Source organism: Kibdelosporangium phytohabitans (assembly GCF_001302585.1).
In the GTDB taxonomy this organism is placed as follows: Bacteria; Actinomycetota; Actinomycetes; order Mycobacteriales; family Pseudonocardiaceae; genus Kibdelosporangium; species Kibdelosporangium phytohabitans.
Genome location: NZ_CP012752.1, coordinates 4,015,358 through 4,038,750 on the forward strand (window position 1 = coordinate 4,015,358; position 23,393 = coordinate 4,038,750).

General features: G+C 68.6%; 24 protein-coding genes. 20 read left to right on the forward strand and 4 right to left on the reverse strand.

The window, feature by feature from the left end; genetic code table 11:
• Positions 1–33 precede the first annotated feature (33 nt).
• From AOZ06_RS18365 to AOZ06_RS56395, 4 genes are all read left to right on the forward strand, one after another.
• Positions 34–492 carry a CBS domain-containing protein gene (locus AOZ06_RS18365; protein WP_054290528.1) on the forward strand — a complete coding sequence of 153 codons (459 nt, stop codon included), beginning with the start codon at positions 34–36 and terminating at the stop codon, positions 490–492.
• 9 nt (positions 493–501) lie between these two features.
• Positions 502–1,788 (forward strand): ArsB/NhaD family transporter, encoded by a 1,287-nt coding sequence (locus tag AOZ06_RS18370; protein ID WP_054290529.1) that lies wholly within the window; start codon positions 502–504, stop codon positions 1,786–1,788.
• Positions 1,789–1,831: 43 nt separating this feature from the next.
• Positions 1,832–2,194, forward strand: a complete 363-nt coding sequence (locus tag AOZ06_RS18375) for a hypothetical protein (protein WP_054290530.1) — start codon at positions 1,832–1,834, stop codon at positions 2,192–2,194.
• 88 nt (positions 2,195–2,282) lie between these two features.
• Complete coding sequence (locus tag AOZ06_RS56395) at positions 2,283–2,450, forward strand: hypothetical protein (RefSeq protein WP_157233098.1); 168 nt, start codon at positions 2,283–2,285, stop codon at positions 2,448–2,450.
• A 4-nt stretch (positions 2,451–2,454) separates the two neighbouring features.
• On the opposite strand, the gene AOZ06_RS18380 is transcribed toward AOZ06_RS56395, so the two are convergent.
• Positions 2,455–3,432, reverse strand: coding sequence for a helix-turn-helix domain-containing protein (locus AOZ06_RS18380; protein WP_054290531.1), 978 nt, complete (start codon positions 3,430–3,432; stop codon positions 2,455–2,457).
• Positions 3,433–3,529: 97 nt separating this feature from the next.
• Here AOZ06_RS18380 and AOZ06_RS18385 point away from each other — a divergent pair, with 97 nt between their 5' ends.
• Positions 3,530–4,543 carry a saccharopine dehydrogenase family protein gene (locus AOZ06_RS18385; protein WP_054296726.1) on the forward strand — a complete coding sequence of 338 codons (1,014 nt, stop codon included), beginning with the start codon at positions 3,530–3,532 and terminating at the stop codon, positions 4,541–4,543.
• Here AOZ06_RS18385 and AOZ06_RS18390 read toward each other — a convergent pair.
• The gene (locus AOZ06_RS18390; RefSeq protein ID WP_054290532.1) at positions 4,536–5,009 is read right to left on the reverse strand and encodes a hypothetical protein; all 474 of its coding nucleotides are present in this window, start codon (positions 5,007–5,009) and stop codon (positions 4,536–4,538) included. The genes AOZ06_RS18385 and AOZ06_RS18390 overlap by 8 nt on opposite strands.
• A gap of 715 nt (positions 5,010–5,724) precedes the next feature.
• On the opposite strand from AOZ06_RS18390, the gene AOZ06_RS56400 reads away from it, so the two are divergent.
• The 4 genes from AOZ06_RS56400 (at position 5,725) to AOZ06_RS18405 (ending at position 10,822) form a co-directional block, all read left to right on the forward strand.
• Positions 5,725–5,904 (forward strand): hypothetical protein, encoded by a 180-nt coding sequence (locus AOZ06_RS56400; RefSeq protein ID WP_157233099.1) that lies wholly within the window; start codon positions 5,725–5,727, stop codon positions 5,902–5,904.
• A gap of 118 nt (positions 5,905–6,022) precedes the next feature.
• Positions 6,023–6,364 carry a DDE-type integrase/transposase/recombinase gene (locus AOZ06_RS62470; protein WP_470303349.1) on the forward strand — a complete coding sequence of 114 codons (342 nt, stop codon included), beginning with the start codon at positions 6,023–6,025 and terminating at the stop codon, positions 6,362–6,364.
• A gap of 628 nt (positions 6,365–6,992) precedes the next feature.
• Entirely contained in the window at positions 6,993–9,734 is a 2,742-nt protein-coding gene (locus AOZ06_RS18400; protein WP_054290533.1) for an AAA family ATPase, read from the forward strand.
• Between the two features lie 62 nt (positions 9,735–9,796).
• Positions 9,797–10,822 (forward strand): alpha/beta fold hydrolase, encoded by a 1,026-nt coding sequence (locus AOZ06_RS18405; RefSeq protein WP_054290534.1) that lies wholly within the window; start codon positions 9,797–9,799, stop codon positions 10,820–10,822.
• Between the two features lie 5 nt (positions 10,823–10,827).
• Here AOZ06_RS18405 and AOZ06_RS18410 read toward each other — a convergent pair whose 3' ends face one another.
• Positions 10,828–11,592: a class I SAM-dependent methyltransferase gene (locus tag AOZ06_RS18410; RefSeq protein ID WP_236952277.1), complete on the reverse strand. Its 765-nt coding sequence runs from the start codon at positions 11,590–11,592 to the stop codon at positions 10,828–10,830.
• Positions 11,593–12,378: 786 nt separating this feature from the next.
• On the opposite strand from AOZ06_RS18410, the gene AOZ06_RS18415 reads away from it, so the two are divergent.
• From AOZ06_RS18415 to AOZ06_RS18470, 11 genes are all read left to right on the forward strand, one after another.
• Positions 12,379–12,801 carry a tetratricopeptide repeat protein gene (locus tag AOZ06_RS18415; protein ID WP_054290535.1) on the forward strand — a complete coding sequence of 141 codons (423 nt, stop codon included), beginning with the start codon at positions 12,379–12,381 and terminating at the stop codon, positions 12,799–12,801.
• A gap of 98 nt (positions 12,802–12,899) precedes the next feature.
• Entirely contained in the window at positions 12,900–13,496 is a 597-nt protein-coding gene (locus AOZ06_RS18420; protein WP_236952279.1) for a lipoprotein, read from the forward strand.
• A gap of 71 nt (positions 13,497–13,567) precedes the next feature.
• On the forward strand, positions 13,568–15,811 hold the full coding sequence (locus AOZ06_RS18425; RefSeq protein ID WP_054290537.1) for a helix-turn-helix domain-containing protein: 2,244 nt from the start codon (positions 13,568–13,570) through the stop codon (positions 15,809–15,811).
• Between the two features lie 74 nt (positions 15,812–15,885).
• Positions 15,886–17,307 carry a hypothetical protein gene (locus AOZ06_RS56405; protein ID WP_157233100.1) on the forward strand — a complete coding sequence of 474 codons (1,422 nt, stop codon included), beginning with the start codon at positions 15,886–15,888 and terminating at the stop codon, positions 17,305–17,307.
• 36 nt (positions 17,308–17,343) lie between these two features.
• Positions 17,344–17,706: a hypothetical protein gene (locus AOZ06_RS18440; RefSeq protein WP_236952281.1), complete on the forward strand. Its 363-nt coding sequence runs from the start codon at positions 17,344–17,346 to the stop codon at positions 17,704–17,706.
• A complete protein-coding gene (locus AOZ06_RS18445) occupies positions 17,693–18,538 on the forward strand; it encodes an ESX secretion-associated protein EspG (RefSeq protein WP_054290540.1) in 846 nt (281 codons plus the stop codon). Before AOZ06_RS18440 ends, AOZ06_RS18445 begins: the two co-directional genes overlap by 14 nt.
• Positions 18,498–18,899, forward strand: coding sequence for a YbaB/EbfC family nucleoid-associated protein (locus AOZ06_RS18450; RefSeq protein ID WP_054290541.1), 402 nt, complete (start codon positions 18,498–18,500; stop codon positions 18,897–18,899). Before AOZ06_RS18445 ends, AOZ06_RS18450 begins: the two co-directional genes overlap by 41 nt.
• Positions 18,896–19,210, forward strand: coding sequence for a type VII secretion target (locus AOZ06_RS18455; protein ID WP_054290542.1), 315 nt, complete (start codon positions 18,896–18,898; stop codon positions 19,208–19,210). Before AOZ06_RS18450 ends, AOZ06_RS18455 begins: the two co-directional genes overlap by 4 nt.
• Positions 19,207–20,610, forward strand: a complete 1,404-nt coding sequence (locus AOZ06_RS18460) for a WXG100 family type VII secretion target (protein ID WP_054290543.1) — start codon at positions 19,207–19,209, stop codon at positions 20,608–20,610. Before AOZ06_RS18455 ends, AOZ06_RS18460 begins: the two co-directional genes overlap by 4 nt.
• Positions 20,611–20,612: 2 nt before the next feature.
• Positions 20,613–21,710: an alpha/beta hydrolase gene (locus AOZ06_RS18465; RefSeq protein WP_054290544.1), complete on the forward strand. Its 1,098-nt coding sequence runs from the start codon at positions 20,613–20,615 to the stop codon at positions 21,708–21,710.
• Entirely contained in the window at positions 21,707–22,819 is a 1,113-nt protein-coding gene (locus AOZ06_RS18470) for a serine hydrolase domain-containing protein (RefSeq protein WP_054290545.1), read from the forward strand. Before AOZ06_RS18465 ends, AOZ06_RS18470 begins: the two co-directional genes overlap by 4 nt.
• Before the next feature lie 75 nt (positions 22,820–22,894).
• On the opposite strand, the gene AOZ06_RS18475 is transcribed toward AOZ06_RS18470, so the two are convergent.
• Complete coding sequence (locus tag AOZ06_RS18475) at positions 22,895–23,119, reverse strand: tetratricopeptide repeat protein (protein ID WP_054290546.1); 225 nt, start codon at positions 23,117–23,119, stop codon at positions 22,895–22,897.
• Positions 23,120–23,393 lie beyond the last annotated feature (274 nt).

A 23,393-nucleotide genomic window follows, 5' to 3' on the forward strand; every position in this document is an offset into this window, starting at 1 on the left:
AGCCGCATGCAGTCCACTCAACGGGTTGGTGCCATGAAAGCCCGCGACATCGCCATGACCATGCCGACGGTGACCGTCGACGACCCGGTCGTCCACGCGGTACGGGTGATGGTGGTGCGCCGCCTGCCTGGTCTTGTCGTCGTCGACGGCAAGGCCAGGCCCACCATCGTGCTGCCGGGCACGCAGGTGCTGCGACTGGCCGTCCCGGTGTCCTATCAGGACGACCCGGCGCTCGCCCGCGCGGTCGACGAGGCGCACGCCGACGTGTTCTGGCAGGAACTCGCTGACCTCACCGTGGGGCAATGCCTGCCACGTCAACCGATCCGGCCGGTCACCGTGCACGCCGGCGCCACACTGCTCGAAGTGGCCGCGCTGATGGGGCGGCTGCGCAGCCCGCTGGTCGCCGTCGTGGACGACTCCGGCGTGCTGACCGGCGCGATCACGCTGGAACGACTGCTGACCAGCCTCGCCATCGCCGGCCTCGGCACCTGAGGGCGGCCGGTGACCGCTGCGCTCGCGCTGGCGATCTTCCTCGTCGCGTTCTACTTCATCGCCACCGAGAAGGCCGACAAGCTCAAGACCGTGCTCGTCGCCGCGGGCGCGATGGCCGTACTCGGCCTGATCCCCGGCGACGAGGTGTTCTTCAGCGAACACGAGGGGATCGACTGGAACGTCATCCTGCTGCTGTTCGGCATGATGGTCATCGTCGGCATCATCAAGCAGACCGGCGTCTTCGACTACCTGGCGATCTGGGCGGCCAAACGTTCGCGCGGCAGGCCATACCGGCTGATGGTGATGCTGATGATCATCACCGCGGTGGCGTCGCCGTTCCTGGACAACGTCACCACGATCATGCTGGTCGCGCCGGTCACCGTCGTGGTGTGCAACCGGCTGCGGATCCCCGCCCAGCCGTACCTGATCGCCGAGGTCCTCGCGTCGAACATCGGCGGCGCGGCCACCCTCGTCGGCGACCCGCCCAACATCATCATCGGCAGCCGCGCCGGCCTGACGTTCAACGACTTCCTCGTGCACATGGCGCCGATCGTGGTCGTGGTGTTCGTCGTGTTCGTCGCGCTGACCAGGGTGCTGTTCGCCAAGTCGTTCCGGTACAACCCGGACCGCGTCGCCGAGGTGATGGCGCTGCAGGAACGCCGCGCGATCACCGATCCCAAGCTGCTGGCGCGGTGCATGGTCGTGCTGGCCCTCGTGGTTGTCGGCTTCGGGCTGCACTCGGTGCTGCACGTCGCGCCGTCCATCGTGGCACTGGTCGGCGCCGGCGTGATGTTCCTCGTCGCCCGGACCGACGGCGGTGAGGTGCTGCGCGAGGTCGAGTGGCACACACTGGCGTTCTTCGCCGGGCTGTTCGTGATGGTCGCCGGTCTCGTGCACACCGGCGTCATCGCCGCGATCGGCGGCTGGGTGGTGGACGTGTTCGGCGACAACTACTTCGTCGCCGCCACCGCGTTGCTGTTCGGTTCCGGCGTGCTGGGCGCGTTCTTCGACAACATCCCGTACGTCGCCACCATGGCGCCGATCGTGGAGGACGTCGTGGCGCAGGCACCCGACCCCGGCACCGGCCAGGCGCTGTGGTGGGCGTTCGCGCTCGGCGCCGACTTCGGCGGCAACGGCACAGCGGTCGCCGCCAGCGCCAACGTGGTCGCGATCGGCATCGCGGCCAGGTCGGGGCACCGGATCAGTTTCTGGCAGTTCACCAGGTACGGCATCGTGGTGACGGCGCTGAGCATCGTGATCGCCTGGGTCTACGTGTGGCTTCGCTACTTCGCGTAATCTGTGCGGACCTGGGGCGGATTCGGCGGAGGAGCGCGGGCGGGTGCGGGCAGCAGCGGCGAGAGCGAGCCGGTTCGGGCTCCTGCTCGGCCTGCTCCTGGTCCTGCTGGGACTCAGCGCCGCGGTCGCCCCCGGCCGAGGCGGACCGGACCCGGCCTCGGTGACGGCCCAGTCGGTGTCGTCGTCGCCGACCATCAGCGACGACCTGCACACCCGCCTCCACCTGTCAGCGGTCGCCCGGCACACACTGAGCACGGCCGTCCCGCAAACCTGGTGGGCAGTGTGCACACCGGACGCCGGGCACACCGCCGTCCGGCGCTGCTCGACCGTTTCCGACGCCCCGAGCGCCTGGACGGCGGACGCCGCGTCCGCCTCGCGGTCGAGCCGGGCACCTCCGCACGCGTGAGCTGATCCATTTCCTTTCTCGGTGCGTGTTCGCGCGCCCTTTTCCGGCGTGCCCACCGAGCCCTCAGCCATCCGAAAAGGACTCACGCATGTCTGTTGTTGTGCTCGTGTTGCTGATCGCCTTGATCGTCGCCGTGGTCGGCATGCTGGGTGCGATGGTCGTCAAGGACGAGCCGTTTCTCGGTGCCATCGCACTCGGCGTCCTGCTCCTGCCCGGCACCGTGCTGTCGCTGGCCTACGCGGCGATGGTCGCGTAAGGCCTCAGCTGGCGATCCGAGCCGTGCCTGTGCGCTCGTGGAAGCCACGCCGGTAGGCCGTCGGCGACTCGCCGACGATCCTGGCGAAGTGGGCGCGCAGGCTGGCAGCACCGCCGAACCCGCAGGTGTCGGCGATCCAGCCGATCGGCCGGTCGCTCGTCTCCAGCAGCTGCTGTGCCTGGCGCACGCGCTGGCGCAGCAGCCACCGCAGCGGCGACATGCCCAGCGCTTCGCCGAAGCGGCGTTCCAGCGTGCGTACGCTGACGTTGGCCTGCGCGGCGAGGTCCGCATTGGACAGTGGCTGGTGCAGGCGTTCGTTCGCCCAGTCCAGCAACGCGCCGAGCCAGTCCTCCCGCGCCGCGGCCTGCGGCAGCTTGCGGTACTGGGCCTGCCCACCGTCCCGGTGGGGCGGCGTGACCAGACGGCGGGCCAGTTCCGCGGCCACCGCCGCGCCGTGGTCGATCCGCACCACGTGCAGGCACGCGTCGATGCCCGCCACCGTTCCCGCCGAGGTGATCACGTTCGCGTCCTCGACGTACAGCACGGACGGGTCCACGCGGACGGCCGGGTAGCGGCTGGCCAGCTGCTCCGCGTACAGCCAGTGCGTGGTCGCCCGGCGCCCGTCCAGCACACCGGCCGCGGCCAGGATGAACGCCCCGGAACAGATCGACAGGATCCGGATCCCGCGCTGATACGCCTGCCTGACCACCTCGACCAGCTCGGCGGGCTGCTCGTCGTGGACGTTCGTGCACGCGGGGACCACGAGCGTGTCGATGGCGTCCAGATCCCACCCGGTACCGGCGGTGGCGACGCTGAAACCCATGGTGAGCCGCACCGGCCCAGCGCCGACGGGCACCACCGAGAAGTCGTACCACGGGTCAGCCAGATGCGGCCGGTCGACGCCGAAGACCTGGCACGGCACGGCCGCCTCGAAGATCGGCATGCCGTCGGTGACGGCCATCACGACGCGATGAGGAGGCATGACGCGAACCTAGCGCACGTTGACGCTGCGGACGGTGGTCCAGCGCGGCGTCGCTGAGCAGACTCCTGCACGGTTCAACACAGCTGAGGGAGATCTGATGACGCAGGTGATCGCGGTGTTCGGCGCCTACGGGCACACCGCGCGGTTCGTGACAGCGCAGCTGCTGGCGCGTGGCTACGAGCCCGTCCTGTCCGGCCGTGACGAGGCGAAGCTGGCGGAAGTCGCCCCACCCGGCGTACGGACACGGGTCGCGTCGGCCGACGACCCGGCCTCGCTCGACCGTGCGATCGAGGACGCGGTTGCGGTGATCAACTGCGCGGGGCCGTTCGGCGACACCGCGCCCCAGTTGATCGAGGCCGCACTGCGGGCGGGCATCCACTACCTGGACATCACCGCTGAGGCGCTGGTCGCGATCGACACCTTCGGCACCTACCGGGGCGACCCGAGGATCCCGCAGGCAGGCATCACGGTCGCGCCGGTCATGGCCTTCTACGGCGCGCTGGGCGACCTGCTCGCCACCGCAGCACTGGGCGACTGGCCATCGGCTGACGAGATCACGATCGCGGTCGCCCTCGACAGCTGGCACCCGACCAGGGGAACCCGGCTGGCGGGCAAGCGCAGGGCGGGCCGGCGGGTGATCTTCGACGACGGCCGCCTGCAGGTGCTGCCGGGCGACGCGGCACCACCGACCGGGACGTGGCCGTTCGCCGAGCCCTTCGGCGTGCAGGACGTGGTCGGCCAACTGTCCACGACCGACCTGGTCACGATCTCCCGGCACGTGACCGTCCCGCGGATCAGCGCGGTGATCAACACAGCGCCGCTGAAGGACCTCAACGACCCGGGAAGCACGGGGCCGCGGACGGCTGGCGCCGACGGCCGGTCCGCTCAGGTCTTCCTGGTCGAAGTCGTCGTCCGCCGTGGCGACGGGCAACGCCGCGCGTCGGCACGGGGACGGGACATCTACGCGGTGAGCGCGCCGATCGTGACCGAAGCCCTCGACCGGATCCTGACCGGCCGCACGACGGCGACCGGCGTGATCACGGCGGGAGAGGCCTTCGACGCCAAGGACTTCCTGCGGTCGCTGCCGCTGGATGACCTGTTCGTCAGTTGATGCACCATTTCTCGTCGACCTTCTTGATGCTCACCTTCTGCTTGGCGACCTTGCCGTCCGACACGCGAGTCAGGTCGAACTTGACGTCCGCGGTGTCACCGGACTCGGCGACATCCGTGAGCGTGGCCTTGACCTCGGTGCCCTCGATGCTGCTCAGGGTGCGCAGGAACTTCGAGTCCGACTTGCACACCAGCCGTTCCGCCTCGTCACCCGAGTGGTTCTGGATGACGTCGACGACCTTCTGGCCGAGAGCCTGGGCGCTGCCGGTGCTGTCACCGCTGCCCGACCCGCCGGTGCCACCGGTGCTGCTGTCGGACTTGCCGTCTCTGAGAACCAGCACCAGGACCAGAGCGACCACAGCGGCGACGATGACCACGACAAGCCCGACGATGAGGGCGGTGTTGTTCTTCCGCGGCGGCTGCGGGTACGGCGGCGGGTAGCCGGGGTTGCCTGGTTGCTGGTACATACCTCGTTCTGCTCCTGCACAGTGTGGGTGGACGGGTGAACGGCCGCGGCCGATGATCTCGACGACCCTACTACCGCGCATCCGTGCCGACCACGCTGTCCAACGCGCCGATCGCCTACTGTCCGGATATTTCCGTGGAAGGGCGCGTTTCCGCCGCGGTGCGAGTACCAGGCTGCCAGTCGGGTGCACTGTCCGCTTTGGCCGGTGTCGGTGCTCCCAACGGGATTGTCGGGATCTCGGCCGTGAATGACTGGGTTGTGGCTTGTTTGTTGCGTTCGGGGCCTTGGGTGACGGCAGCCCTCCGGATTGATCAGCTCGGCTGAGTTGTTTGCGTGGGTTGGGGCTTCGAACACGAGTACACGCTGGGGTGTGTTTCCGGTTCTTGTTTTGCAAGCACGGGGTTCGGCGCGGTGTTCAGGGATGCGGGATTGGTTCCCTCGCCGGGAGGCCGACCATCAACGGGCGGGCCTTTGCCGGGTTGTGCGGGCTTGCATCGGACTGTGCGAGGCTTGTATCTGGGCCGTCCGAAGTCGTCGTGCGTGTCCGCTGTGGACGCATGTCGATCACGAGAGGTCGGCTCTGGATACGCGTTGGCGGGTTGGTCGCGGACCACCTGTCCGCCATGAACACTGGTCGGCGCGAAGGTGCCTGGCTGTATACGCGCGCTAGCCGTGACGGCATCTGGGCTGGGAACACACCGCGGCCGTGGACCCGTGTGACGGTCGAGCAGATCGCGAACGATTTCGGGGTCCACCCGATGACGTTGTTCACGTGGTTGCGCCGGGCAGACGCCCACAAGGGCATCAAGGTCGCGGTGACGTGCCGGGTCCTGGACATCGCCCGACAGCCGTACTACCGGTGGCACGCCCCGGCCGGTCACCAAACGCCGAACTGAGCGAGGCATGCCAGACGGCCGCGTCGTTCGACGCACATTGTGACGACCCGGAGTTCGGCTACCGGTTCCTGGCCGACGAGGCCCTCGCCACGGGACGACCGATGCCTGAGCGCACCGCATGCAGGACCTGCTCTGGCATGGGGGTCGTAGAGCACGTTCAGCCGCGAGTGACGAGGCAAAGTGGCAGCCGGGGCCGTCGGTCCACGACGACCTCGTCGAGCGTGACGTCACTGCCGACGGCCCGAATCGGTTGTGGCTGGCCGACATCGAACACCGAGCACCGTCCAGGCGGGGGCAAGCTCATCTGCGCGCGATCAAGGATGTGTGGTCGAACCGGATCGTCGGCTACTCCATCGATTCGAGAATGGATTCGCGGCTGGTGGTCAACGCCGTGCGCACCGCGGTCGCGGCCACTCAACTCACGTCCCCGCAAGACACTCGGCTGGAAGGCACCCGCTGAAGCCCTCGACCATCACCTGCGATCAATCCAAGAAACCGGTGTTGCGTCCACCGATTGAATCCGCCCTGTTCCGCAGCCGGCAGTTCGTCCGCGTGCCGCACCAGCACCACACGATCGGATCGATGAGCAGAGTCGGTGCTGTCGGCGACAACGCCGCCATGGACTCCTTCTTTCGGCCTGCTGCAAAACAACGTCCTCCGCCGGAGCTGGTCCAACCGCCAACATCTGAGAACCGCGATCGTGACCGCGATCGAACGGACCTACCACCGCCGACACCAACGGTCCCTGTGGCGCTTGACTCCCATCGAGTACGAGACCACGATGACCACGCCAGCCGGTCAGGCCGCGTAACCACAGTGATCACAACTGTCACCTACTCGTGCAGCAGACCCGTACGTTGGTCGTGAATTCCGGATACCGTGCGGCAACTGCCTGTGCGTTGCCCGCGGCTGGTGGCGGCTCAGTCGGGCTCAATGCGCGTCCGCCGCGCTGGGCACTGAGTGGGTGGGTGCTTCACCGCTCGGCGCCGGTAGCCCTGGCCAGGGCTTATCCCGATAGACTCGGGTGGGATGCCCTCGTTGGGTGTTTGGCATGTGTGAAGGTGTCGTCGAGTACGGAAGGGCGTGCAGTGGCGTTCGGTGGGACCTTCGGCAGGGGTCTTTTTGGGCGGGATGCCGAGGTGAAGGCCCTGGCCGAACTGGTCGACGGGCCGAGTGACCGTGCCGGTGTGCTGATTACCGGGGAGCCGGGTGTCGGTAAGTCCGCCTTGGTGGCACAGGCGGTTGGTGCGGCGTCGGTGGCGGGACTGCGTGTGCTGACGGTGACGGGTGTCGAGGCCGAGCAGAACTTTCCATACGCCGGGCTGCACCAGCTGTTGTATCCCGTTCGGTCGGGTGTGGACGCCTTGCCGGGGCCGCAGCGGGATGCGCTGAAGGTCGCGTTGGGACAGGCTGACGGTGAGCAACCTGGTGTGTACCTGGTCGGCTTGGCTGCGTTGACGCTGCTGGCCGACCATGCTGTTGATGAGCGGCCTGTGCTCGTTGTCGCCGAGGATGTGCATTGGCTGGATCGCGCCAGTGTCGATGTGCTTGCCTTCGTTGCTCGTCGGGTTGAGGCTGAGCCCGTTGTGGTGATCGCGACCTTGCGGGCGAGGGAGCGTTCGCCCATTCAGGGCGCTGGACTGTCCACCTTGGATGTCGGGGGTCTGCCTGACGATGTCGCCGCCCAGTTGCTGGACGCGGCCGAGCCCTGTCTGACTCCGGCGGTGCGTGCACGCGTGCTGAAGTATGCCGCTGGGAATCCACTCGCGCTGGAGGAGCTGCCCTCGTCCGTTGACGTCCCTGATCCGTTGCTGCCGTTGAGCGAACGCCTCGAACACGCCTTTTCCGCCAGAGTGGACGGTCTTCCGGTGGCGACTCGTACCGCTTTGCTTGTTGCCGCGCTGAATCAGAGCGACTCGGTCGCCGAGGCTCTCGCTGCCACCCGGCTCATCGCCGGAGTCAGGGCGGAAGATGCCCTGCACCCTGCGGTTGACGCAGGGCTGATCGAAATCGCCTCCGGTGCGGTGGTGTTCCGCCACCCGTTGATGCGGTCGGCTGTCGCGGCGGCAGCCGAGCCCACCGACCGTCGACGTGCTCACCTCGCACTGGCCGAGATCCTGACTGGCCAGCCCGATCGACGGGCCTGGAACCAGGCGTCGGCTGTCGTGGGCATCGACGAAACCGTGTCCGAGCAACTGGACCAGGCCGCTGAGCGGGCCAGGCGCCGGGGCGGGGTCGTTGCCGCGATCGCCGCCCTCGGCCAGGCCGCGCGACTCAGCGAACGCCAGGACCGGCGCGCCACCCGGCTGATCAGGGCCGCCGAACTGGCGGTCGAGGCCGGTCGCCGTGACCTGGCCGAACGCCTCGTGCACGAGGCCCAAGCCCTGGATCTCACGCCGCGGCAGCGTGCCACGGCGGCTTGGCTGCTCAGCGGTTTCGACGACGGGGTCCGCGAAGATGTCACCCGGGTGCCCGAGCTCGGTGACCTGGCCGAATCGGTCGCGGCCGACGGTCACGCCGATGCCGCGGTCCGGATCCTGTGGGGCGCGGCGATGCGGTGTTTCTGGGTTGAGCCGGGCCCGGCCGCACGTCGTGCGCTGCTGACCGTGGCCGACCGGCTGCTCCCGGCCGAGGACGATCCGCGCAAGGTCGCGGTCGCCGCGTACCTCGCGCCGTTCGAGCGTGGCACGGTCGTGCTCGACGGGTTGCGGAAGCTGGCTGGTTCGGGCGAGAGCGACCCGGAGGTCAACCGCTACCTGGGCAGCGCGGCGTTGCAGGTCGGCGCGTTCGACCTGGCCGCGCGCTTCTCCGCCGCCGCCGTGCCCGGTTTCCGTGCACAGGGACGGCTCGGGGTGCTGCCGCGGGCGTTGGCCGTGCAGGCGTGGAGCCGGACCAGGTGCGGTGATCTGGTCACGGCTGTACCGGTCGCTGCGGAGGCCGCGCAGCTGGCCAAAGAGACCGGTCAGCCGTTCATGTACGGGCTGGCCAAGGCTGTCCAAGCTGAGATCGCCGCCCTGCGTGGCGATCACGACCAGGCCAAGGACCTCGCCGACGAGGCCGAACGGGTGGGCTTGGCGGCGGGCGCCCGTCCGGTCCTCGCGACCGTGCAGCTCACACGCGGCATCGCGGCGTTGAGCGAGGGTCGTTTCGATGACGCGTACGCCGACCTCAGCCGGATACTCGACCCGGCCGACCCCGCGTACCAGCTAGCGCTGCGTGCCTACTGCCTCGCGGAACTCACCGAGGCCGCCGTGCGCGCTGGGCGCACAGATGACATGCGGGGCGTTCTGCGTGAGATGGAGCCGTTGGCCGTCGTCACGCCGTCGCCCGCCTTGCGCATCGGCCTGCGTTACGCGCGTGCACTGCTTGCTTCGAGCGACGACGCGGAGGAGCTGTTCACGCAGGCGTTGCGCGCGGACCTGGTGGGGTGGCCCGCCGAGCGCGGACGTGTGCACCTGGCGTTCGGCGAGTGGTTGCGGCGCCAACGCCGGGTCGCCGAGTCACGGACGCATCTGCGTACCGCTCGGGAGACCTTCGACGCGCTCGGCATGACGGCGTGGGGCGAGCGTGCCCGCAACGAACTGCGCAGCGCGGGGGAGAGCAGCCCGAACCGCGATCCGGACGCACACGACAAACTGACGCCACACGAACTCAACATCGCCCAGCTGGCCGCCGAGGGGCTGACCAACCGGGAGATCGGGCAGCGGCTGTACCTGTCCCACCGCACAGTCGGCACGCACCTGCACCGGATCTTCCCGAAGCTGGGGGTGAGTTCCCGTGCCGACCTCGCCAGGACACTCCGGGCACACGGGGACGAATCCGCCCGGTGACGTACACCGGCTGAGTCATCCGACGGGCGCGAACGACGCTGTCCGCTGCTTACCGTCGCGGCATGATCAGCAGGAGACTGTTTACCCAGGCGGTGGTCGCGGGAGCGGCGGCGACTTCGCTGGCCGCGTGCTCGTCCGACACTCCGGTCGCGCCGGCCAAGAGCCCGGATCTGCGTGCCGGATCGGGCAAGAACACCTCGCTCGGCACGATCAAGCAGATCAACGCCGGTGTGCTCGACGTGGCCTACGCCGAATTCGGTCCGTCGACCGGCCAACCGGTGATCCTGTTGCACGGCTGGCCGTACGACGCCTACAGCTACGTGGATGTCGCCCCGTTGCTGGCGTCGGCCGGATACCGCGTGATCGTCCCGTACCTCCGCGGATACGGGAAGACCGCGTTCCTGTCCGCCCAGACCGTCCGCAATGGACAGCAGTCGGCGATCGCGTCGGACATCGCCGCGCTGATGGACGCCCTGAAGATCGAGAAGGCGATCCTCGGTGGTTTCGACTGGGGCGCAAGGACAGTAGGCGTGATGGCCACACTGTGGCCGGAGCGCTGCAAAGCGGCGGTGATGGTGAGCGGGTACATCATCACGAACCTGAAGGCGAACCAGCAGCCGCTGCCGCCTGCGGCTGAACAGGGCTGGTGGTACCAGTACTACTTCGCCACGGAACGCGGACTGCTCGGCTACCGCCAGAACCGGCATGACTTCAACAAGCTGATCTGGAAGAACGCCTCACCCCGGTGGGCCTTCGACGACGCGACCTACGAGCGCAGCGCGACATCGTGGGGCAACCCCGACCACGTGGGCATCGTCATCCACAACTACCGCTGGCGCCTGGGCCTCGCGCCCGGTGAACCGCAGTACGAGGCCCACGAACAGGAGCTCGCGGCGGCCCCGGCGATCACCGTGCCCGCGATCACGATCGGCAGCGACTTCGACGGCGCGGCAGCCGACGGAAAGTCCTACCGAGCCAAGTTCTCGGGCAAGTACGAACACCGCGTGTTCACGGGTATCGGCCACAACGTGCCGCAAGAAGCCCCGCAACCCTTCGCCCAGGCGATCATGGACGCCGACCGCCTCTGACAACGTCAACCGTCGTGCCGGAGAACAGCGAGATATTCGTGGTTGTCCCGTAGCAGCGCACCGAGCCCTGGCTGCGGAGAAGGTGAGAACGCCTGATCCCCGACGACGATCGAAGTGAGCGTCAAACCGGTCCCGGTGAGCAGGAGGGAAAGGTCGGCGGGCGTGTAGCAACGCAGGGTCTGACTGATCGGCTCGGCGGGATTCGACGTTTCCCACCACGTGTCGGTCGCGGTGCAGGTCACCGGATCGAACCGGGTGACCTCCCGCAGGTCGTGGTCGTAACCGGCGGCGGGATCGGGCGTGAGATGTTCCTCGTCGCCGTCCCACGAGGCCCAGACGAACGGATTGAACACATCGATCAACGCGACCCCGCCGGGCCGGAGCCATTCTTCGGCAACCCGGACAAGCAGCCGCCGCTGGTCAGCGTCCGAGCCGATGCCGAAGCCATTCCAGTAGCAGACAACATCAAACTTCCCCGGCAGGGCAATCTCGTAGAAGTCGGCATTGTGGACGGTCAGTGAACCGGGCGCGACATCCCCGGCCAGCTCACCGGCCTGATGTGCACGATCACTGATCTCCACGGCAGTAACGAAATATCCAGCCTTGGCGGTAGCGACGGCGGTCGCGCCGTAACCCGACCCGAGCTCAAGGACATCACCCGATTCGACGCCGTGCTCTCGAAGCAGCCGTACCCGGCGATGATCCCGATCGGTGACCCGCGCATCCGCCCTCGCCCACCACGAGCCGGTCTTGGAATAGAACTCCCGCACCCAGTCCACCGCCGAACCCAAGCACCAGGAGTGCAACGGGAGCAACGACTTTTCGCACCGGCTGACGGGCACGGCGGATGGCCGGAGGCGGAAAGCAGTGCCTATCGGACGAGGTAGCTATGTCGACGGGTGCCGTGGCCGGGCCAGCAGCCCCACGGCAACCTCACGTACTGGCCGGGTTGGCTGGGTGGGCGTTGAACGCTGGTTAGGCGGCCTGGGCTTGGTGGAGTTATCAGGCTTGCGGTCGACTTCGGGTATGGCTGGCTGCGCGGAGGTTGCGTTCCTGGGAAGGTGGTTTCCTGGGTTCTCCGGGCGATGACCTGCCCTTGGTACGCGCGCTGTGGTCCACAGTGTCCGGGCATGGATGATCTGGAGGCGCGGGTCGGGTCTGAGGGTGGCTGGAAGATCGCCGATGCGGGGGCGACCACGGCGATCGGCTGTTGCGGGCGCTGGGCCAGCCGATCAGGGCTGGTGGCCGGAGTCCATGGCTGGGAGCTGTGTTCCAGGACGATCAGGAGCGCGAGGCGCGTGGTGGCCACAGGGGTGATCGGCTGTGGTGGGCACGCTGGTTCCCGACCTGTGGTTCCCGCCGCCGAGAGCAGGGATGACCGGGGTGGAGGGGCATACCCAGCTGGGGTGAATGGCCAGCCCTGGTTGCGCCGTGCAGGGGATGAACGGCGGCCAGTTTGGTGGTCCGGTGCCGGCTGTGGGTGGCGAGGCGTGGGCGGCTCGGTGGGAACATCCGGTGGTAGTTGAAGGTTGAATCAGTTGATCTGAGGAGGTCCTGTGATCGAGAACTTCACCGACTACCAGCTCGACGGGCAGGTCAGCGCCGACCGGTGGGTCACGGCGACGCACCTGTTCGACGAGGGGGTTGGCGTTGTGCACGCGCAGACGACTGCTGAGCGGTGGGAGCGGGCGGTGTCGTTTTTCGATGCCAGGGAGTACGTCGCTGCCGCGAAGCTGCTCACCGAAGTCATCGACGAGGTCCCTGAGCAGATCGCGCCCCGTCTGCTGCTGGCGCGTGCGTACTACCACTCCGCTCAGTTGCGGCGTGCGGAAGAACAGTTGCGTGCGGTCATCGAGCGTGACCCGGTGGAGCATTACGCCTACCTCATGCTCGGTCGTACGCTTGAGCGTCAGGGGCGTCACGGCGAAGCAGCGCCGTGGCTCAAGATGGCAGCCGTCTTCTCCGGTGGTGGGTCCTGAATCCCCGGTGACCTGGGCGATAACGGTGTTGCCGAGCATCGGGGGCTTGGCTACGTTGGCGCCGGGGAAGCGGGGATGCCACTACGGAAGGGACGCACGTGGTCAAGCTTTGGGGGACGGCAGCGCTCGTCGCGCTTCTACTGACTGCGGGTTGCGGCAGCAGCGACTCCGGCAACAACGGTAGTAACGGTAGTAGTGGCGCGGCTGCCGGTAGCGAGACCATCGGCGGTGACGGCTCACCCTGTCCGCTGCCTGTGACGTTCAAGTTGCCGGACGGCTGGAAGGCGCAGTCGGTGTCGACCGAAGGCGCCGACGCGTTCGGCATCGCCGACGTCGAGCTCGCCTGTGAGCTCGACGCCAAGCCCGCGGGCATGCTCGGCTTCATCCGGGTTTTCGTCGGTGACACAAGCAAGCCGAGTGAGGACGTGCTCAAGGCTTTCGTGGCGAAGTACAAGGGCAAGGGCACCGGCGACTCGGCTGAGAAGTACACCGCCACCAAGATCGGTGGTGCCGACGGCTCCGAGGTCAGCTACGTCAGCTGGCCGGTCGACGGTGACAGCAAGAAGGAGGCCGCGTTCGCGGTCAAGCCCGGTGCCAAGACCGTCCTCGTGCACGTCGGCGGGTTGGACAACGAGGAGCACGAGAGCATGCTTCCCGGCTTCAAGCTCGTCAAGGAGAGCCTCACGGCGCGATAACCCGGACCTGCGTCGATGTCCGGTGGTCCCGATAGGGTCCGACGGGAATCGCGGTCGACCGAGGGGCGTGGGTGACGAGCCAGTTCAGTACCCTGCTGCGGCAGTTGCGGCGGCAGGTCGGGTTGACGCAGGAGGAACTCGCGGCACGGTCGGGTATCGCCGTGCGCACGATCCGCAGGCTCGAACGCGGCGAGAGCAGCAACCCGCAGGTGGCGACCGTGCGGCTGCTGGCCGATCACCTCGGGCTCGGGCCGGACGACCGTGCCCGGTTGCTGGCCGCGGCCGACGGGAAGGCGCCGGAGGAGCCGGTCCGGCGTGCGCCCGTCGTGGAACCGCCGCCGGTGGATCCCCAGGTGGCGAAGGCCGCCGACGATCTGGCACAGGCGGTCGCGGCCCGGTGGCGGCGCGAGGAGGAGCGGCGCCGGATCCACGACCCGTTCCCGTTGCCCGTCCGGTGGGAGCCCGCCGACGGGCTGATGGACCACTGGGACAACATCTGCCGCGCGTCACCGGGCCAGGCCGCCGAACCGGCCGACCTGCCTGGCCGGCTGGACGAGATCGTGCCCGTCTACCAACGGATCCCGTCCGGCAGGCTGGTCGTGCTCGGCCAGGCGGGCTCCGGCAAGACGATCCTGGCCGTGCGGTTCGTGCTCGACCTGCTCAAGAGCCGTCAGCCCGCCGGGGCCGTGCCGGTGGTGATCGGGCTGGCCTCGTGGAATCCGACGACCACGCTGTTCCGGGACTGGCTGATCGACCAGCTCATCCGTGACTTCCCCGGTCTGTCGGCGGCCGGTCCGAGCGGGGTGAGCCTCGCTGCCGCACTGGTCGACGCTGACCGCGTCCTGCCTGTGCTGGACGGTTTCGACGAGATCGCCGAGGGCCTGCACCGCGCCGCGTTCGACGCGCTCAACGCCACGACGCTGCCATTGCTGCTGACCAGCCGGCCCGGCGAGTACGCGGCGGTGGCGGAATCGGACGTGCTCACCGCGGCGGCCGTGGTCACGCTGGCGGAGCTCGTCGTGACCGACCTGACCAACTACCTGCCGCGCACGGCACGCAAGACAGCCGCCAACGCGACCGTGTGGGACCCGGTGCTGGCGCGACTCCACGCCGAACCGGACAGTCCGGCGTGCGCGAACCTCATCGAGGTGCTGGCCACGCCGTTGATGGTCGGGCTCGCGCGTGCGATCTACAGCGACACCAGTGGCCGTGACCCGATGGACCTGCTGGACGGCAAGAAGTTCGCAGACGCAGACGCCATCGAGGAACACCTGCTGGCCAGCTTCGTCCCCACGGTCTACCGGCACAACCGCGAGCAGGACTGGGCGCCGGAGCGCATCCAGCATTGGCTCGGTTATCTGGCGCGGCACTTGGACCGGGTCGGGACACGCGATCTCGGGTGGTGGCAGATCGGTACGAGCGTGCGCAGGCCGTTGCGCATCCTCGCGATCGGTCTGGTGGTGGCGCTGCTGCTCGGGATTGTGGACTGGTTCGCCGAAGGCGTTGTCGTGCAGGGCCCGCACGCGGTGCTCGGCGGGTTCGTCGTCGGGGCCGTGTCCGGGCTGGCCGTCGGGTTCGCGCACGACTTGCTGGCCAGGTCGGGCGGTGCGATCGAACCGATGCGGGTCCGCATCCGCATCCGCGGCGGGCCGGTGCGGCCGGGGACGAAGTTCCTCAAGCGGTTCCGGATCGGCCTGCTCGGCGGGATGCTCCTCGGGTTCTCGTACGGCCTGCTGCGCGGGATCGCGCTGCCCGACCCCGACTGGTTCATGATCATCGATGCCCTGGTGTTCGCGGCCGTGTTCGGCGGCAGCGCGGGCCTTGTGTTCGCGGTGGTCGCGATGTTCGAGACGCCACTGGACATCAGCTCGGCCGTCAGCCCCGCGGACTTGCTCAGCTCCAACCGCCGGACCGTGGCCTTCCAGGTGCTGGTGTTCGGGCCGGTGTTCGCCGTGCTCATCAGCGTGGGCACCTGGATGGCGATCCGGATTCTGCAAGCCACCGGGGTCGGCACGGAGTTCGGCGTGATCTTCGTGTGGGACCCCGTGTGGGGGCTGACCGCCGGTCTGATCGGTGCCGTCGGCGGTGGACTGGCGTACGTGCTCGGCATGACCGCGTGGGGGCAGTGGATCGTTTTCGGCCGGATCTGGCTGCCGTTGACCGGCCGGTTGCCGTGGGGCGTGGCCGCGTTCCTCGACGACGCCTGCAGGCGCGGGGTGTTGCGCCAAGCCGGGGCGGTCTACCAGTTCCGGCACGCCAGATTGCAGGACTTTCTGGCGGTCACGGCCACCGGACATAAACGGCCGGTGCCGTGACCTGGTGAATCGTGCACCCCGGCGGCCACCATCGACGACGTCAGGCAGACGAAATCGATGGAGGACACCGGGGGATGACTGGGGCAACGGGGACGCCGTCGGGAGTGGACGCCCTGATGGCAGCGCTCACCTCGGCGCTGGGATCGTTCGGATCAGCGGACTGGTTGCAGGGACCCGTGCGCACCGGCTTGGGCAACGCGTGGGCGGGATTCCCCGGCGCGGACACACCGCCGAGCGCGACGAACTGGGACGCGTACACCCACGAAGAGCTCTACGCGATGCTGTGGCAGAACGCCGACGTCGGGGACGTCGGCGCGGTCGCGGCGGAATGGGGACGCCACGGCGCGGCACTCGCCGCACAAGCGGACGCGTTGCAGCAGCAGCGGACCGCGCTGGAGTCCAGTTGGCACGGTGCCGCTGCCGAGCAGGCGTTGGAACTGCTCGGTGAGTTGGCGGAGCGGATCACCGCGATCGGGGCCCGCGCGGACGTGATCCAGCAGGCCGCTGACGCGGCAGGCGAGGCGTTGGCCTTCGCCCGCGCGACCATGCCGCCACCTCACCCGCCCGACGGGCCGGGTGTTCCTGGGGTGCCGGGGGCTTCCGCCGGGCTGGGTATTCGTGGGGCACATATGGCTCCGGCTGGGTTCGGCGTCTCTGGGGCACCTGCGGCTCCGGTCGGGTTCGGCGTTCCTGGAACGCCAGGGGTTCCTGCCGGGTTGGGTGTTCCCGGGGCGCCTGTGGCTCCGGCTGGGTTCGGCGTCCCTGAAGCACCCGGGGCTCCGGCTGGCCTCGGCCTTCCGCAGGCGCCTGGCGGGCTCGGGTTTCCGGGTTCACATGCATCGCTTCCGGCACCGATGGAGATTCCTACAACGTCTCTCCGTAATCCGATGGAGGTTCCTACACCGGGTGGCTCGGCGATGGGTGTCGCATTCGGTTCGCTGGCGGCGGGTCAGTCGAGCATGTTCGACAGCAACGCCATGTCGGTGGGCGCCAAGGCCGAAGCGGTGCGGGTGATGCAGCGCTACGAATCGGGGTTGTACGACAGCGACGGTCAGATCACGCCCGCGGGCGCCACCGGCACAAGGTCGTACCAGGCCGACGGCGCGGCGACAGCGATGACCAGTGCGACAACGACGACAACCAGTGCGACAGCGGTCGTCAACGGGGGATTGCCGCAGTCGTCCAACGGGATGTCCGGTCCGCTGTCGGGCACGGGTGAGTCGTGGCGGCGGTTGGTCGGCAGCAGTCCGCTGGGGGCCTCCGCCAACCCCGTTCCACCTGGGCTGATGGCGGGCGCGGGGCAAGGGGCTGCCCGCGTGGCCGTGGCCGAGTCCGCTGCCGCCACACGCGCGGCCGGGGCGAGCGGATTCATGCCCGCCACCGCCGCGCGGCCGGACGGCGCCGAAGACGAGGAACGCCGCAGCACGCTGCCGACGGTCGACCAGCAGCTTTTCGTCGTCGAGCAGCGGGCGTGTGCGCCCGTCATAGGCCTCTGACGACTCATGACTCGATCTTTGACAGGGGAGACAGCTGTGCCCGCACAACAACAGCGGCAACCGGCGAGCTTGATCGACGTCGTCGCCGACGAGATCGTTTCGCAGGTCGAGTCGCTGGCCAAGACCGTCGAGCAGATCGGCGACCTGGTCGCGTCCGCGCGCAGGCTGGCCGAGCGCCAGCCGAAGCTCGGCACCGCGCCGCCCGCGATGCACCTGGCCACCCGGTTGCGGGACGCGGCCGGGCAGACCGGCCTCGCCGGTGAGGTCACCGCCGCCGACTCCGAACTGGACAGCTTCCACCGCGCCCTGCGGACGACCGTCAGCCGGTATCAGGAAGGCGACAAGGACGCGGCCTTGACGGTCACCAGAAGCGGAGAGGCCCCGGATGACAGGCGATGACGGGTGGGTCTCGTTCGGTCCCGTCGAACTGGACCTGCTCGCCGCGCACGCCGGTGTGCCGATGCCGTTCCCGCTGCGCGTGCCGTCGTTCGGACGCATCGCGGGCGAACGGGAAGTCCTGCTGGCCGCAGCCGGGCTGACGTTGCAGGCACGCGGTCTCGCAGACGCGCACGGTCCGGTGGCGACCGCAGCCGAAGTTGTCGCGGCGCTGCGTGAGCATCGCGGCACCGTCGACCTCGTGGTCATAGGTCCCGACGGTCCGGTTGGTGTCGTGGCGATGGTGTACAGGTCGATGGCGCTTGTCTGCCGTCAGCGACTGAGCGGTGACCTGACAAGCACAGTGGAAATCCGGCGGGTCGAGCAGACCGCGCTCGCCGAAGAGTTGATCGGCATGGTGCCCGAGCGCCCCCCGGCCGTGTCCATGCCGATCTCCCTCCCGCCAGGTGTCGTACGGAGCGCGCTGCGGATCGCCGGTGACGGCGCTGACGCGGCGACGACCGAACAACGCCTGCGGGACCTGGTCCGTGACCGCGGAGGTGACCCCGGCGTGCTGGAGCGGCTGACCGGGTTGATCGCGGCACTGACCGGACGGGGACAACTCGGTGCGACCCGGCGTACCGGGTTGTCCCCCGCTGCGCGCGCGGGAACCGAGCTGTCCTGGTTGGACGGACCACGCGGCAGGGTACGGGTCGGCCGCGCGAAGGACGGCTGGGTGAGCGTGAACCCGCTGCGCCACAACGACCTGCGGTTCGCGGTGCACGAATTGGCCTTGATCGCCCGAAAGGAAAACGATGAACACAGCGGATCCAGCACAGTGGCTCACGCGCTATGACGAGCGCCTGAGCCGCACCGCGGCCAGGGCCAAGGAGGCCGGCGCGCTGCTGGAAAAGGTCACCGGGACCGCGTCGTCGCCACGCCGTGACGTCACGGTGACGGTCAACGCCAGCGGTGCGCTCGAAGATCTGAGCCTGACGCCCGCCACCCGTTCGCTGGAGGCCGACGAACTGGCCAGGCTGATCCTCGACGCCACGCGGCAGGCCCGGCTCATGGTCAGCGTCCAGGTCAACGCCATCACCAGCGAGTACTTCGGCGAAGGCCCGGCGCTGGCCGTGGTGACGCAGCACCAGCCCGCCGGGGCGGCACGCCGTGATGACGACGACTACTTCGCCAATCCACCGGAGATCACCACATGACCACATCGGACCACTACCAGATCGTGCCCGACGAGATCCGCGGGCACGCGAGCAACGTCGCCGTCGTCGCGGACGAACTGGCCGCGGTGGCCACGCGGATGCCGTCCCGGCTGGGCGACGACGCGCTCGGCTCCTTCGCGGCGTTCGTCACCAGCGGCCTGCAGAGCGCGATGGCCGAGGTAGCGTCGGCGACGCAGCACGCGGCGTCCTCGGTGGACGAGATGAGCGCCGGGCTGACCCGTACTGCCGAGAACTACCACAGCATCGAGATCCACAACGCGACTTCGCTCAGCCAGGAGTACCCCGGATGACCGCCTCGACTCGACCGGACACGGCCCAACTGCTCGCCGAGCTGACCGCCGCGGCTGCCGCTGTGCGCGGCAACAGCTGGCTGGCCGATGGTCTCGGCCGGTCAAGCACAGCCGTCGGCCTGCTGGGAACGTCATCCAGCCCGCTGTCGGCACTGTCCGGTGCCGGCCTTGGCTGGTTCACGCCGTACGTGTCCTTCCTGGCGGAGCCCTTCAACCAGCTGCGCGGCAACCCTGGCTCGGTTTCCTCAGGGGCGCAGGACTTCCAGGACGCGGGGCAGCGGGTCTCGTCGCTCGCCTCGTCCTACCGGGACTCGACCGGTTCGCAGACCGGGACGTGGACGGGCTCGTCGGCGTCGGCCTACCGCGACGCGGGTTCCCAGCACGCCGACGGCATCTCCGCACTCGGCCAGGCCGGGACGACCGTGGCTGGCGCGATCGCCGCGGCGGGAGAGGTGGTGGGGCAGGTGATCGAGGTCATCACCCAGTTGGCGACGGAGGCGATCGGTCAGATCGTCCCGATCATGACACAGGCTGTCGCCGCGGCGCCGTCGACGTTCGGCCAGAGCATCGTCGCGGCGATCCCGCAGTGCGTGCAGATCGCCGTCGACTGCGGTCAGAAGATCCTCGGCAAGCTGGCCGCGTTGCTGGCCAGCGGGCAGAACCTGCTCAAGCTCGTCCAAGGCGCGCTCGCGGTGGTCAACGTGGTCAAGCAGGTGATCTCGCAGATCAGCCAGCAGAGCGACCAGGGCACCCAACAGACCAAGGACACCAAGGACATCAAGGCCGAGAAGGCCGCTGACGACACCCAGAAACAGAACGCGGCCCATGGCGAAACCGGCAGGACGTCGGCGGCGACCAGTCCCGGCGGCGCAGCCGGTGATTCGTCGTCGTCGCTCGGCGGTTCGCCGTCCGGCTACTCATCCGGCTCGTCACCTCGGGCCGGCACCCAGTCGACTGACCTGAACTCGATGCCACGGCCGGATTCGTATGCCGACGTGGCAACGCCTGGGCAGACCAGGACCGCAGGTGCGCCCACCAGCCTCACGGGAACCAGTTCCGCGCCAACGGGATTCGGTGGCAGTGGCGGTTTCGGTGTCGTCCCGGGTGCGGCCGGTCCCACCGGCGGCACGGGTGGTTCCAGCATGACTGGCAATCGCCGCGCCCTCGGCGTCGGTCCCGTCACAGGGGCCCCGGGCCAGGACATGACGGCGGGCCGTGCCTCCACCAACTCCGGCGCGGGCATGGGCGGGATGTTCGGCGCCCCCGCGGGAATGGGGGCCACTGGTGAACAGGACAAGGAACACCAGCGCAAGTACGCGTTGACCGAGCACGACGAGGATCTGTTCGGTGAGGCGGACGAGTCGGTCGTGATCGCCCCCAACGTGATAGGCGAGGTGTGAGGATGACGCGCGTCCACCCAGCCCTGCCCCGTGGACTGGTGTTCGTACTGGCCGCGGTGGTTGCCGTGGCGGGGTTCGCGGTGCCGTCGGCGCGGGCAGCGGGTGCACTACCGCGGTTCGCCGACGGAATCGGGCTCACGGTCGTCAGCCAGCCCGCCTGGGCCGGCGACAAGGAGCGGACGTTCACCTTCACCGTGCGCTCCGACCAGGTCCCGGCCCATTCCGTACTCCCGAACCAGGTTTCCGGTGAGCACGTCATCAGTGTCACCGTGCCGACCGGGTACGACAACACCGCGCCCACTCGCTATCCGGTGCTGTACTCGTTGCACGGCGGCGCGGACTACCCGGACTCCACCCGCAACCAGGCGTTGACGGAACGGTCGACCGAGGGCGTCCCGCTGATCACCGTGATGCCCAACGGCGGCGGTCGCGGCTGGTACTCGAACTGGGTGAACCCGGGGCCGCTGGGCAAGCAGAACTGGGAGACCTTCCACCTCGACCAGGTGATCCCGCTGATCGACGCGAACCTCATGACGATCGCGGCCAGGGAAGGCCGGGCGATCGCCGGTCACTCGATGGGCGGCTTCGGCGCGTTCCACTACGCCGAGCACCGGCCGGAGCTGTTCAGCTACGCCGGCAGCTTCTCCGGCGGGCTCGACCTGCTCAGCCAGGAGGTGCGCGGGGTGGTGGCCGGCACCCAGTCGCTGGAGTCGTACGGCAAACCGACCGTGGCGATCGATGCGATCTTCGGGCCGCCGGTGTGGCCGCTCGACGGGGTGTGGAACGCCCAAAGCCCGGCACAGCACGTCGGATCCCTGCGGGGCATGGGGGTCGCGATGTACGTGGGCAACGGCGGTGACCTGACCGTCAACCCGATCCAAGCCGCGGTGGAGAACCGCGCACGCGAGACAGCGTTGGTGACCGCGACTTTCCTGACCAGCGCCGGTATCCCGTTCGACTTCCTCGACTACGGCGACGGCAGCGCCTGGGCCCCGGGTTGTACGGGGAAGCACAACGAGAACGCCTGTCTGCAGGCGGACCTGAACCACTTCGTCCCGTTGATCATGAAACGTCTCCAGCACCCGGGAGTGACGCCATGAAGACCATCCTGATCGGCGCGGTCGTCGCGCTGACGAGCGTGCTCGTCGCGCCCACCGCGAGCGCGGCGACTCCGGCCCAGATCCTGCAAGCCGGCGCGGAGCTGGGGGTCCGTGACGGCTACCCGGGCGTGATCGGCCTGGTCCGCAACGGGCCGAACACCCAGCTCGTGCAAGCGGGCCTGGGCGACCGGTTCGCCGGCGTGCCCGCGGACGCGACGGCGAAGTTCCGGATCGGCAGCAACACCAAGGCGTTCATCTCGACGGTCCTGTTGCAACTGGAGAGCGAGGGGAAGCTGTCCCTCGACGACACGGTGGCCAAGTGGCTGCCGAACGCGGTGCGGGCCAACGGCCACGACGGCACGAAGATCTCCGTCCGGCAACTGCTCAACCACACGTCCGGCCTCCCCGAGTACGCGGCGGACGCACGGGTCTCCCTGCCGTACATCGCGAACACCGATCCCCGCCAGCCCTGGCCGCCGCAGAGCCTGGTCGACATCGCGCTGACGAACGTCCCGGTCGGAGCGCCAGGGGAGAAGTTCAACTACGCCAACACGAACTACGTCCTGGCAGGCATGGCGATCAAAGCCGTCACCGGCGACGAGCCCGCCGCGGAAGTCCAGCGCCGCATCATCGAACCGTTGGGCCTGCGCGACACGACGTACCCGACTGCGGACCCGGAGATGCCCGCGAAGTCACTGCACGGTCACTTCTGGGTCGGCAATTTCCTGATCAGGGACGTGACATCCTCGAACGTCCAGGTCTACGGGCCGGCGGGAGCAATGGTGTCCACGGTGAACGACCTCGCGGCTTTCGAACGGGCGTTGTTCTCCGGCCAGTTGCTGCCGCCCGCGCAGATGGCTGAACTGAAGACGACTGTGCCGATCAGCGGTGGCGGCGGATACGGGTTGGGCGTCGGATACGCGTCCACACCTTGCGGTGGCGTGTGGAATCACTCAGGTGCCGTGCTCGGCTACTTCAGCATGTGGCTCACGAGTGAGGACGGCAGCAAGCAGGTGGTCACAGCTGCCAACGAGTTCCACATGATCGGCGGAACGAAGGGGCAGCAGGACGTCGGCAAGGCCGCGCTGGACGCGTACTGCGCCTTGTAGAGCACACCTGTGGGGAGGGGTGAGCCGGCCATCACGGTACGGATTGTGCCGTGGTGGCCGCGTCTTGTCTGGCCGTCACGTCCAGTCCTCGAGGTTGGCGCGGACGATATGGGCGAGAGCGTGGTCAGCGCCGAATACCCGCACCACATCGCCGAGTAGCCTCTTGGCCGAGGCGGCGGCCCCGGCCAGATCGCCTGCCTCCGCGCGCCAGTAGGCCACGTTGTTGCGGACGTGGAACGTGTCCGGGTGGTCCGGGCCCAGAACGCGTATGTGAGCAGGTCGAGCGTGTTCGAGGCCCACATCGTCTCGGCGTAGTCGACGGCAAGCTGGGCCTTGCCCACGCCGCCCAGGCCGGACAGCACACATGTCGGTGAGTCCGGCAGTGCCGCACGGTGTTGAAACGCTTCGGCACGCGACAGGACCGCTCCGGCCCGGTACGGAAGTTCAACGGGTTTCGGCCGGGCTGGTGGTAGTGCACGCCGCCGTGGATCGCTCCCGCTTGCAGGACGTTGCCGCAAAAGTGGCCGTCCATCGCGTTGTGGATTGACACGTGCCGAGTATCGCTGAACACGGG